The 11472-nt window shown below is 57.7% G+C and carries 10 protein-coding genes; 1 reads left to right on the top strand and 9 read right to left on the bottom strand.

Translation table 11 applies throughout. The features are described from left to right. The 8 genes from ACYP33_RS12260 to ACYP33_RS12225 all read right to left on the bottom strand — a co-directional run. A partial coding sequence (locus ACYP33_RS12260) for a BrnT family toxin (protein WP_459621955.1) occupies positions 1-251 on the bottom strand: 251 nt, incomplete at its 3' end. Positions 252-862: 611 nt separating this feature from the next. After that, positions 863-3715, bottom strand: a complete 2853-nt coding sequence (locus ACYP33_RS12255) for a DUF927 domain-containing protein (RefSeq protein WP_459621957.1) — start codon at positions 3713-3715, stop codon at positions 863-865. A gap of 326 nt (positions 3716-4041) precedes the next feature. Next, a complete protein-coding gene (locus tag ACYP33_RS12250; RefSeq protein WP_459621953.1) occupies positions 4042-4389 on the bottom strand; it encodes a hypothetical protein in 348 nt (115 codons plus the stop codon). Further along, a complete protein-coding gene (locus tag ACYP33_RS12245; protein WP_459621951.1) occupies positions 4382-4594 on the bottom strand; it encodes a hypothetical protein in 213 nt (70 codons plus the stop codon). The genes ACYP33_RS12250 and ACYP33_RS12245 overlap by 8 nt, the downstream gene beginning before the upstream one ends. Further along, entirely contained in the window at positions 4587-4763 is a 177-nt protein-coding gene (locus tag ACYP33_RS12240) for a hypothetical protein (protein ID WP_459621949.1), read from the bottom strand. Before ACYP33_RS12240 ends, ACYP33_RS12245 begins: the two co-directional genes overlap by 8 nt. Before the next feature lie 361 nt (positions 4764-5124). Then, entirely contained in the window at positions 5125-5409 is a 285-nt protein-coding gene (locus tag ACYP33_RS12235) for a hypothetical protein (RefSeq protein ID WP_459621947.1), read from the bottom strand. Continuing rightward, positions 5406-5672 carry a helix-turn-helix transcriptional regulator gene (locus ACYP33_RS12230; protein WP_459621945.1) on the bottom strand — a complete coding sequence of 89 codons (267 nt, stop codon included), beginning with the start codon at positions 5670-5672 and terminating at the stop codon, positions 5406-5408. Before ACYP33_RS12230 ends, ACYP33_RS12235 begins: the two co-directional genes overlap by 4 nt. Before the next feature lie 137 nt (positions 5673-5809). Next, entirely contained in the window at positions 5810-6322 is a 513-nt protein-coding gene (locus ACYP33_RS12225) for a DNA-binding protein (protein ID WP_459621943.1), read from the bottom strand. Between the two features lie 425 nt (positions 6323-6747). Here ACYP33_RS12225 and ACYP33_RS12220 point away from each other — a divergent pair, with 425 nt between their 5' ends. Next, positions 6748-8895, top strand: coding sequence for an SEC-C metal-binding domain-containing protein (locus ACYP33_RS12220; RefSeq protein ID WP_459621941.1), 2148 nt, complete (start codon positions 6748-6750; stop codon positions 8893-8895). A gap of 320 nt (positions 8896-9215) precedes the next feature. Here ACYP33_RS12220 and ACYP33_RS12215 read toward each other — a convergent pair whose 3' ends face one another. Further along, positions 9216-10751, bottom strand: a complete 1536-nt coding sequence (locus tag ACYP33_RS12215; protein ID WP_459621939.1) for a P-loop ATPase, Sll1717 family — start codon at positions 10749-10751, stop codon at positions 9216-9218. Positions 10752-11472: the final 721 nt, after the last annotated feature.

The following is an 11472-nucleotide window of genomic DNA, read 5'->3' as shown; positions in this document are numbered from 1 at the left end:
CTCTTCACCTCACGGGAGTTGGCTTTTCGAAGGCTGATAACGTGAACCATGCCGCCGCGCGGCGTGAACACCAGCATATGAAGGCGATCGTCTAGATAGCCAAGCGCCTGGAAGCGGCGCTCCGGATACACCATCCGGACATCTTCCACGATCAACGCACCTGCCATCTCGAAGTCGCGAGCCAGCTCGAAGGAGAGGCCGCGCTCGGCGATGTTCTTCTCGCTCTTGCTCGAATCATAGCTAACATCCATACGAATAAATGTACCCCCAATAAATCAAACAAACAAGGATTTTTTGTACCCCCGAAAATTCGTATCTTCTGACATACGGCCCGTTGATGAATATGACCCCTCCTGCACGCGTCGACAGTAGAAAAAGCACGCGGGTTTGATCCCCCGCGTCTTTCCCGTAGACGCAGGGTCCCTCGCGTTTCGGCCAGCCCCGCCCCTTGCGACGGGCGTAACAATGTCTGATCGGTGCCTGTCGCGGCCGCCCCCTTCGAAAATGCGTTGTCGACGCTCGTCGAATCGCGGAGAGCCGCGCTCCATCTAGCATTGGGGTCAACTCCAACGATCGATGCCTATCCGCGCAATGCACAACGAGTTGGAGATCTGGAGATAAACGCCAGAATCGACCTGAAAGCCTTATGGGGTAAGGATTCGAGTGTCTCCAACCGACTTGGAGAACGCTGGAGATACTGGAGACAAACGAGCCGTAAGCGTTACGAAATCAGCAAGAGTCGCGGCAACCGGCCGCCTAGTTCCGTCTGGTGCATATCGCTCAAAGTAACTTTGACGCTCGGGAAAAAAACGCCGCGCAAAGGAATGCCCGCTACCGCCCTTCCGGACGGCGGCGACGACTTTCACAGTTCGAGCGTGAAGATCGACGGCAACACGCGGTAGACCATGAATTTCCCGTGGCCGGGGATGTATTCCTGCCGGTACGGATAGCCGTCGCTACGCGGCATCAGCACGCCGCGTTTCATCAGTGCCTTGGCGACGATCTTGTGATCGAAGCCGGCACACACGTCCTTGCGAAACACGGCTGCTTCGATCAGGTATTCCGTCTCCACGCTTTCCGCGTCGTTGGCGCTCATCTTGCCGCCGAACTCGGTGTAATACTCGTGATCGGAGGCGATGGGCGTGCGCCGCTCATCGCGCTTCACGTGCTGCTTGAAGCCCGCTCGATGCGGCACGTTCGGCCGATGGTCGTCCTGCGCCCGGTTCATCCACACGAAACGGTTGTCGCCGTGTGCGGCGAGGAAATGCTGTACCTGCCGCACGGCTTCGGCCTCGTCCGAATTCCCCGTACCGCCGCGCAGTTCGAGCCAGCCTTCGAAGCAGCGACGCGCGGCCTCGACCGATTCGCCTTGCGGCCAGCCGGTCAGACCGTGCGCGGTGGCAAGCTCGCCGGCTACCGCAACGAGACAGAATCGTTTGGCAACGCGTGCGACCTGCGAATGTGCGCCGTCTGGCACCCACTGCCCGACCAGCTCGTTGACGCGCAGTCGCACGTGTTCGGCCAGCTCGCCGGCCTGCGACGATGCCCACTCGATGAACGCGGGGCCGGCCGTGCCGTAGTGCATGCCTGCGTGTCGCTCTAGATGCTCGATCAGCGCTGCCGGCGTCGGGAAGCCGTGCAGCTTCTCCACGACACCCATTTCGCCAACCTCGGCGGGGATCGCGGGCAAGCGCACCTCGATACCGCCCTTCATCGGCTTGTTGCCCTCGGCCATCAACGCGGACACGCTCTTTTCGCCGTTCGACAGGAACAGTAGCCGCCACGTGAGGACAGGCTTGGCGGAGCCGCTACGCGATGCGCGGGATTTGCCGGACTCGTTCGCCAGCATGTAGATAACGTCGCCAACCAGGCGCGGCTCGACCTGGCCGATTTCATCGAGGATCAGCAGTGCGTCGCTATGCTGCGTGGCGACGGCTTCGAGCGCGTTGTCGGTCGCCTTCCAGCTCCGCACGTAGTCCGGCGAGCCGAACACGGACGCGGCGATGACGCCGCCAGTCGACTTTCCCTTGGACGTCGTGCCGAGCAGGTGAAACCCGCCCGATTGAAGCCCGGAGAAGTGCAGCAGCGGACCAGCGAAGGCGGTGGCAACGCAGAACAGCAGGCGACTATTGCCGATGCAGTTGGCCGCGACCTCGCGTTGCCAGTCATCCAGCGTGCCGCGCTCCTTGAACTGGCTCTGGATCGGCGTATCGGCTTGATAGATCAGCGCCTCTTTGCCAGTGCCGATGACGCGATCGGGCAGCACGAACGCGCCGTGATGCCAGCCGACGCGCGGCACGCAGCGCACGCGATCGTCCGGCTGCGCCATCTGCACGTAGTTCGCGATCTGCGTGCGGGCGATCTGCGTCACGCCGAGCTTGACGCCCATATCGAGCAGCATGCGGCGCAGCTCCGTGCCGTCGCCGGCAAAGAGGCCGGCCGGCACCGCCCATCGTTTCAGGATGCCGTCGCGGTCCGTGAATTCGAGCAGGTAGCCCCACTCGCTGTTCATCTCGTTTCGCGTCTCCGCAATCACGTCGATCCGCGTGCTGACCCAATGCGGCGCGAGCGGATCGCCCTGATTGTTGAAGCCGTGAAACCACACGCCCTTGTCGTCGACGACGAACCGCGACTTGCCGTCCTGCGCGCGGGCTGTTTTCGGGCGCTTGGCGGCCTTCGTGGTGGTTTGAGCGGCCTTGCCCTTGCTGGCGTCAGCCGAGCCGGCCTGTGCGAGCGCAGCGCGCACGGCAGCGGCCACCGCATCCGGGCCGAGGTGCGCAGCCAGGTCGTTGAAGTCGGTGCCGGCCGCAGGGCGGTTCGGACCGAAGTCGGGCACGGCGACGATGCCGGCGACAGCCTCGGCTGCCGCGCTGGCCTTCGTCACGCCAGGATTGCCGTTCGTCGTGTGATCGTCGTCGGCGCATACGACGATGCGCGCGCCCGGATACTGGCCGCGCAGTGCCGTCGCAACCGCGTGCAGGTTGCCGGCGTCGAACGCGACAGCGGCCGGATAGCCCGTCGCGGCCGCGAGCGTTGCGCACGTGGCGTAACCCTCGCCAATCAGCAGCGTGGACGCTACCGGGCCGCCGAGCAGCGAGAAGCAGGCCGCCTTGCGGCCATTCGGCAGATAGCGCTTCTGGCCGTCCGTCAGGACGAATTCCAGCGTCCACAGCTTGCCGTCCGCGTTACGGGCCGGGATGATGAGTGCGCCGTCGCATGCGGCCGTGCCGATGCACAAGCCGCCGCGATAGACGCGCAGCGCGTCGGCCGGGATGCGCTTGCGAACGAGATACGGGTGATCGGCCGGCGCAGGTTCGGCCGCCGACCAGATCGATTCAGCAAGTGCCGACGCGGCCTGCTGTTTCTCGGTCAGCTCCGCCAGCTCGGCCGCCTCACGGGTCGCGCGTTCGGCCTTCTGCCGCTCGCGCTCTGCTGGATCGATGGGCTTCGCTCGATGCGCGCGCGGATCGAAGCCGCCAAGCTTCGCGAGATGAAACAGCGTGTTGATGGTGATCTTGCCGCCCTTGAACGACTTCCACACATCGCGCGCGTCTTTGCCGTTGTAGCTTCGTGCACCTTGGCTCCAATCGCTCCAGAGGACGAAGCCCTCCTCGCCAAACTCGGCCTTGAGCGCCATGCCCGCCTGGCGCCATGTGTCTCGGTCGTCGGGCTGGACATAGCCGAGCGCGACTTTCGCCCGCTCGAATTCGGACATGGGTTCGTTACTCATAGATTTATACCGGGCGCGCGCCGACCGAATTTCGATTAGCAATCCATATCGAATCAGCGACGATACGACGCGCGAAAATTGAATAATGCGAGGATGTCTAGCGACGGATGAGCGCCGAACGCGTGCGACATTGACAGAACCGCTCCGCCAACTGCGACGTCATCGCCGTGGGTGTTACTGCTGAGCCGCACTGATTCGAGCGTGTAATCGACGGCTCGCAGATGCGACGGCGGTCCGGCCGCCTCACCTCCGCCGCGAAGTGCGGCGGAGATTTCATCGCGTTCACGTTCGTCTCTGTCGTGGCCAGCCCCTCAATGCGCCGCCCGTGGTTCGTTCTTGACGATGCCGAGCGCCGCGAACAGGTGCTGTTGGACACGCCCCATCAGGCCGGCCGCAAACGCTTGGCGGCCAACCATGACGCGGTGCGTATCGCAGTCGCCGACATCCTGCATCGCCGCCTCCATGCCGCGCGCGAACGCACCTGCCTGATGCGCCGCGTAGTCATGTAGCCGCACGTTGCCTTTCAGGTCGAGCCACGCGTCGGCGCAGACCGCACCAAGGTTGACGGCGAATTGCAGCTCGATCGGAGCACCGGTATCAAACGGCGGCGCGTTGTCGAAACCATCAATAATCGCAGTCCGGGTTCGCTGCTCACTCATCGCTCACCTCCCGCTGCATGGCAAGGCGCATGTCAACGGCGTAGCGCCCGGCTACGCCCAGCCCCATATCGACGAGCGAACGCTCGTACGTTCCCTCCGGGAGATGCAAGCGGACCGCATCGAACAGCGCTTCGAGGTGAGCGAACCGGCGAGCCGCACTCGTCGCGAACATTGCAAATTGGGTAGACAGGCAGGCATCAGCCATGTCGCACCTCCGCACGAACGAGCACCGCGATCGCAGCCAGTGCCGCACCTGCGGCATCAAGCACCTCTCGGTATGTGTTGGCGGTCGCTGCATCGCGCAATGCCGCGCGGATGATGGACTGAATGAGTTGGGGTGGCTGCCTGGTATGGGCGGGCGTGAACTGGCGCATTGGGTGCGGCCTCCTTTTGCTGGGTGTGGAACCCGACTCCCAACGCCAATTGGGGTGGCCGGGCACATGACGGAGTTGGCGTACCGGCGCAAAAGGAAACCGGCGTGCCCGAGGGCACCCCCGCCAAGGCCCGACCATTGAAGGCACTTAGCGTGCGGACGTAAAAAAACCGCGCGGTTGCGGTTGTCCGCCTTTTGCATATTCCAGACGCCAATCCGGGTCGCTGTTGTTTCAGCGACGTGCTTAGGATACTGCGCACCACCGCGACGTGCAAATCGAGGAAGGGGGAAATTAGCGACAGCGCAGCACGAAGGTCGACTTCCTGTCCCCTTCACCATGGCAAAGTGAATTTGGTGCGACATCATTCCGGGGCCTTCGGATCGAGCATGAAAATCGCGTGCTTGATGAGTTCAACAGCACGTCTGGCACGCGACGGTATACGTTCTGCATCGCGTTCGAACACTGTTGCTGCTGCCACGATCCAGCAAGCCGCTTCACGCCTGGCTTCATCCGCGCCGCGCGTAAGCGCTTCGGTGAACCGCTCATGCTGACGTTCCAGCTCGCATTCGTAAAATGCCGCATCGGCCTCTTGTTTGGCTTGTCGCGCTGCCACGCGGGCGGTTGCCACGCTCACGCTAGTTGTCATCGCTCGCCCTCCGTCGCGTCGCATACCAGATCGGCAGAACGATAGGTCAACGGGTCGGCCATCCAGCGATGAATTTCTCGATTCGACCAGACGGTGCAGCGCTGCGTCAGACGACTTGCGCGCGGAAAGCGTCCCTCCAGCTCGCGTTGGCGCACCGTTTCGCGGGAAAGAGGGACAAACCGCCGCAGATCACTCCAGCGCGAAAAGCCGTCAAGCGGCAGCCCAAGCGGTGCCCGTGAAGCGAAGGTGTTGCTTGCAGACATTTGTGCTCCCTGAGAATGACTGTGTCACCATCGACACAACCGAGAGCCTGAGGCACGAAACGCGACCAACGTATCGACAATCTCGTTTGGCATCACGCAGAACAAGACTGTGGCTGCCTAAATCGCGTTTCATCAAGTCATCCTGCAAGCCAAGCCCGTTTCAGTTTACGCACATGATCCGCCGTTACGCCAAAGCGGGCCGCAATTTCTGAGCAGACATTGCGGCCCTGAATGTCGTCGCCACTCTGCCGACGACGGATAAATTCATCGACAATTTTTGTATTTTTCGCTTTGGAGAGCCGCACGGCCTGAGCCGGTTTGATGGCCTTTTGTCTTTCCCGCTTAGCTTGCTCTTGCCGCTCTCGTTGTTCGGCTTGAAGCATCGCCAGACGCGCGAGCGACATGTCGCGCTCTTCGGCATATTCGGCGATCTCCTCATGCAAAGCGTTGATGCGCTCCAGCAGCGCAGACTCGGTTTCGCGCCGCGCGTAGAGCACGACGCCTTCCAAAGTGCGACTGTTGAACAGTTCGTGCTTCATCAGCTCTTGCGCAGTACGCAGATCGTTCTCGTCAATGCACTTGACAAGAAGGCCGGCCAGCAAAGCCATCGCCTCACCAGCCGACACGTTACGCGGAATGATGTCTTGCACTTTCCCAAAGGGACTTTCGCCACCGTCCGCAGCAAAAGGCTGGGACGCTCGGTGTTTGGCGTCTGTGGCAGCGACCGAAAGGATGCTTCTTTTGACGCACCGCCGTGAGCGCCGTGATCGAATGCCGGCGCGTGGCTTAAGCGTGGAAACTGAACCAGATATTTTTGAACGAGGCAATAGCACACCCTTCTGTGCGGCCTTCACGAAGAGCGCCGAGCCAGCCGGTGAAGGTGTCCGGTTTTCGGGTGGCCGCCCTAGGCTCGGCGAGCCTCATTTTCTCACGGCTTGTCTTGTTGCTTTGCATCCACCATGCTGTCGACCAACAGACGTGGACTTACCGAACGAAGCAATGAACTGATCGGTCAACGCCCGAAGGTCCCTTTACTGTACGAATTGACTCAATCGATCCATCGAGGGAAGAGACCATGAAAGACGAATCTCGAAGCGAAGCGGAAGTGTTCGGCGATTTAGCTGAGCTTGCTTTATCCCCGGGGTACGCCCACGTCATCGCACAGATTTGCTACCGCGACAACTTGATTGCGTATCAGAAGGAGATGAAAGCGGAGGATATGCAGAAGCTATTCGGCCCCCAGCGTCTCATTCGAACGGAAATAACAACGCTACTCGGCCTGATGGCCCGGGGATCAGTGGATCTGGCGCAACCGTCTCCCGATGTCGTCGAAGCGTTGATTCAGCGTACCGATCGCTTGATGGGAGAGCTGCACGACGCCATGAATCGGCCAGCAAGAGATTCCATGTTGAATGCAATGCAACGCGGTCAGAAGGACCCTGCCATTTGGAGGGGTGAAGTGTTCCGCGAGCCTATATTTTACGGCGGCGAGTCGGCTTATAGCTTCCAGTATCGAGACCTCGCCACTGATAAGTATGAGGCTGACGACCCATGGTTAGTCCAGAACAAAGGGTTTTCAATTCATCAGGCTCGCACAATCGCGAGTGCCATGTGTAACTTGGTAGACGAAAAAACTACGACAGCTCTCGCAACGAGTAGATCCTCAGAATGGATGCTAAATAGCTGGTTGCCAGCATTCGAACTATCGCCCGAAGAAATCGCGCATCGTTCCCGGGTTCCAATGCCGGCTGTGCAAGCCTTCTTAGCGACATTCACTTTGCGCGGCCACAACGAAACCTTCAAATCACTAGGCGACTTTAACGCAGTAGCGGCGACCCCGTTGCTCCAAACCGGTCACGGCAGTGTTCTGCTGTTTCAACACTATGGAATCTACGAGGCGATATATGAGTCACCGTTCTATTGGATGATGGCTGACGAGGACTATATGGAGACCGCGTCTGCACATCGAGGTGAGTTCATCGAGCGGTTTGCCGAGAGGAGGCTGGCTGAAGTTTTCGGCTCTCAGCACGTCTACCGGAATGTAGATCTCCAGCGAGCCAAAGGCGCTACCGTCGGCGAGATCGACGTTCTGGTTGAATTTGGAGATCGACTTATCGTAGTTCAAGCAAAGGCCAAGAAGCTCACGCTGGAAGCCCGTCGTGGGAACGACGGACAGCTAAGAAAGGACTTCGCAGCAGCGATCCAAGACTCGTATAACCAAGGCTGGCTGTGTGCGAATGCCATCATAGGCGGCGATTGCCAATTATTAGACTCACACGACAGAAAAATCACGTTGCGGCATACGCCAAAGGAGATCTACATATTCAACCTGATCTCTGAGCACTACCCGGCTTTAGCATTCCAGGCGCGAGAATTTCTCGTGTATCAGTCGTCCGACCGGATCAGACCACCCTTTGTAATGGACGTGTTCCTGCTTGATGCACTCACCGAAATACTCTCCTCGCCGCTGCGGCTCTTGAGTTACGTCCAGATGCGGCTTGCTGCTACCGAGAAGGTGATAATCAGCCATGAACTCACTGCGCTTGGATTCCATCTGAAACAAAATTTGTGGCTGGATTCGAAATATAACTTCGTGATGCTGGAGGACTCAATTTCGGTCGACCTCGACGTTGCGATGACCGTACGTAGGGAAAACATACCCGGTGATCACACACCGCCGGGTATTCTCACTCGGCTGAACGGAACAATCTATGAACGCCTAGTCGCTCAGCTTGAGCAACGAGCAGAACCAGCGACATTGTCACTTGGATTTGAGTTGCTTGCCATGAGTGAAGACTCCTGTCGCAATATTCACCACGGCTTAGAAGCGATCACACGTCAGACGCGAACAGACGGTAAGCTTCATGACTTCACGATCGGCCACGCAGACAGCGGTATTTGCTTTCATTGCAACCCTGCGCCGACAAGCGCGGCCATGAACACCCTTCGGGCGCACTGCGAGAAGCGCAAATACAGGCAAAAGGCCCGCCGCTGGTTCGGTGTTTCGGTTGATCCTAACGCCAACCTGCAGTTCGGCACTTCACTGGACTTCGAATGGGAGAAGTCCAACATCATGGATGACGCTACCCGTGCAATGAAGGATGGAGTCCCAGCCGCTTCGCTGGCTCAGATCGCTCGCGAAGCGAGACAAGTCAAGATGGGGAGAAACGACCCCTGCCCATGCGGCAGCGGCAAGAAATACAAACGGTGCTGTATGAAATAGATGGCGACATCGCGGATGCCCGTCACCACAGACTGGCCGCGTATCGATCAACCTCAGCGGCTGCGGATTCGTTTCGGTAGTCGTCACCAGTCCAATTCAATCAAACATTTGGCGCGACGGACGCTACTCTGCAAGGTCTCGTACCTGATACTTTATATTCTTTGCAGATTTCCGCCCGATCCGTCACGGGCATTAACTCCTCGCAACGTCTTCCGCACATAATTCGCTCTTGCTAGGGCAATCCTTTCATGAGTTTGACATACGATCCCTCACGGGGATCGAATGAACGATCGGTATCACGCGAGCGCGTCAGTCGTGCGTCAGGATCCGCCCTTAGGTGGTGCTTTCAATGCATTCTGTGCACGCGCAGCCTGCGCCTGTCGCACCCCGAGCAAATAGGAGCGAAATGCAGGATGAACCTCCCAAGTCGCAGCCTGCATTTCGTTCCAGTTTGACAGCTTCACGAAATTCGGATTTTCCTGAAACAAGATATGCCTGAAGCCGCGTACTTGCCGCTTATCAGCGACACGCGGATTCAAAAAACCAGTCTCATGCAAAAGAGCAAGGATGACTATCGAGTCATCATCATTTTGCGGATGCATTACACTACCACGTATTACGATTGAGGCAATACTAGGGACCTTACCCAGATGCCCCCTCAACTCCTCAAATCCCGACTCAAAAGGTAAATCAGAAAATGAATTAACAACCTCTCTAATATTGGAGCAATCTAACGAAAACTCATTAACAATATCATCCACGCGCTCACCGGAATAAATCTTCATTCCCTCATCAGCCTCATCACTTCCGATCAATTGCGCACCATTCTTTACGGCATAATCTGCCATGTTTTTTATAAGCTGAATTGCGTCACGCGGTCGCTCACGAGCTGATTTAGTGATAAATGAGTCCCAAGATCGCTTTTCAGTACTAGACGGAAGCGTCACTGTCGAGCCATTAAAGAACACCGTATATGGGTCAACACGTGCCTTGCCAGCATCTTTTGCAGCTTGCTCAAGTCGGCGGCGAACAATGCTGTGCATCAACTTGTCATCTGCATGGATCGGCACCACCAAACCGCGCAAGTGATCGGTCTGGTCTCGTTGCCCTTGACTCTCGCTTGTAAGCCGCGTCCATACACCTGAACGCAGCGTGACGATCGCACGTACCGAATCGCACTCTCCCACTAGACGCCGGACAGCAAGTAGCAATGCCCAAATCCGATTCAAATGTGCCGGCTGATCTGGTGCAGCCAGTTGGTCAGTGTCATCGATGAGCAAAAAAAATAGCGATCCACTAGATAGTAGCTGCGTGTTAATCGCACCAACCAGCTGGGTCGCAGAATTGACTCCAGAGAGCTCTTTCGCCAGCTGAATTCCATTTATTTTTGATACGGGCATTGAAACAGCACTAATCAACGCCAAGGATTTCTGAATGAAGTCATCTTCCAAGAGACCCGCCTGCCGGGCCTCATTATGAAGCTTTGCCGCACTCCCTTTCAGTAGACCTTTTAGCTGGGTTCCGATTTGCGCCCCAACAGACCTCAAAAGCACGTCATAGTAAAATCTTTTCAATGACCCAATATCCTGAGCCACCGGCAAATCCTTTGTCGAAATATTATCCGGCCGGATAAGCACACACGGCATATTTCTTTTTGCCGATATTTTATCAATCCATTCAACAATCGCACTCTTCCCGATCCCTTTATTTCCAACGAGTATGCGCATTCCGCCCGGCTCAATTCCGATTAAATTCTCGAACTCCGAGGGAGTAACGAAAATTTGATCGAGGAATTTTCGATCGCCTTCCGCCGTGCCAGTTCTAACGTACTTTAAAAGTAATTTAAAATCTGCCATTTTTTATCGTTAAGAATCTTGTAGTGCTGCGATTGTCACTATATGCCGCGCCGAGGGCGCACCAGAACGCATACCTGATACTACATCGCCTTATCGGCCAGCGGTATATCTTGCAGCTGTGCCCGCTCGGTAGAGCGTTGCTCCCGCCTATCGTTTCGCTCCTGACGCTCGAACTGAGCCGCGAACTGCCTACATCATTCCATTCTGTAGGCCCCGTCGTGCTTAAGCTGGTAGCTAGCGGTAACTGCAAGCTCAGCCGCACGCCGGTACATGGCGGCGCGGGGCAATTCTTTGCGCGCAGCGTTCCAGACGGCGGACAGTTCGCAAGCAACGGAGCGACCATTGGCTGCCCGACACCGTATCTCCAACATTGTCTCCAAGAAAGTGTGTGTTCTGGAGATAGACTTGGAGATAACGAAAGCCTTGCCAGACAAGGCTCACAAGCGGGAAAGAGCGTTTATCTCCAAATCTCCAGATATTTCTGCTCCGAGCGGCAGAATAACCTTACGCATAATGCCCCTCTACGACTGTCGAGCCTACGCCGATGTGCCTGTTGGTATTTTTGTTGGTATCTAAGGAACACTTTCTCTCGATCGGCATATACAGCCTACAGATATGAATTCTGTCGGGGGACCAGTCAAGCCCCAAACCTTCCCCAAGTTTCACCTCCCAACCCCCTCTCAAGCCCGCCCAGTAAGGCTTTTAGCCCCCAGCGTTATCA

This window comes from Burkholderia sp. 3C, assembly GCF_054589155.1.
This window is presented reverse-complemented; position numbering and strand designations above follow the sequence as displayed.

Coding starts and splice junctions, on each gene's coding strand:
- ACYP33_RS12255 (WP_459621957.1), bottom strand. CDS start 3,715: ATGTCCGAATTCGAGCGGGCGAAAGTCGCGCTCGGCTATGTCCAGCCC.
- ACYP33_RS12250 (WP_459621953.1), bottom strand. CDS start 4,389: ATGAGTGAGCAGCGAACCCGGACTGCGATTATTGATGGTTTCGACAAC.
- ACYP33_RS12245 (WP_459621951.1), bottom strand. CDS start 4,594: ATGGCTGATGCCTGCCTGTCTACCCAATTTGCAATGTTCGCGACGAGT.
- ACYP33_RS12240 (WP_459621949.1), bottom strand. CDS start 4,763: ATGCGCCAGTTCACGCCCGCCCATACCAGGCAGCCACCCCAACTCATT.
- ACYP33_RS12235 (WP_459621947.1), bottom strand. CDS start 5,409: ATGACAACTAGCGTGAGCGTGGCAACCGCCCGCGTGGCAGCGCGACAA.
- ACYP33_RS12230 (WP_459621945.1), bottom strand. CDS start 5,672: ATGTCTGCAAGCAACACCTTCGCTTCACGGGCACCGCTTGGGCTGCCG.
- ACYP33_RS12220 (WP_459621941.1), top strand. CDS start 6,748: ATGAAAGACGAATCTCGAAGCGAAGCGGAAGTGTTCGGCGATTTAGCT.
- ACYP33_RS12215 (WP_459621939.1), bottom strand. CDS start 10,751: ATGGCAGATTTTAAATTACTTTTAAAGTACGTTAGAACTGGCACGGCG.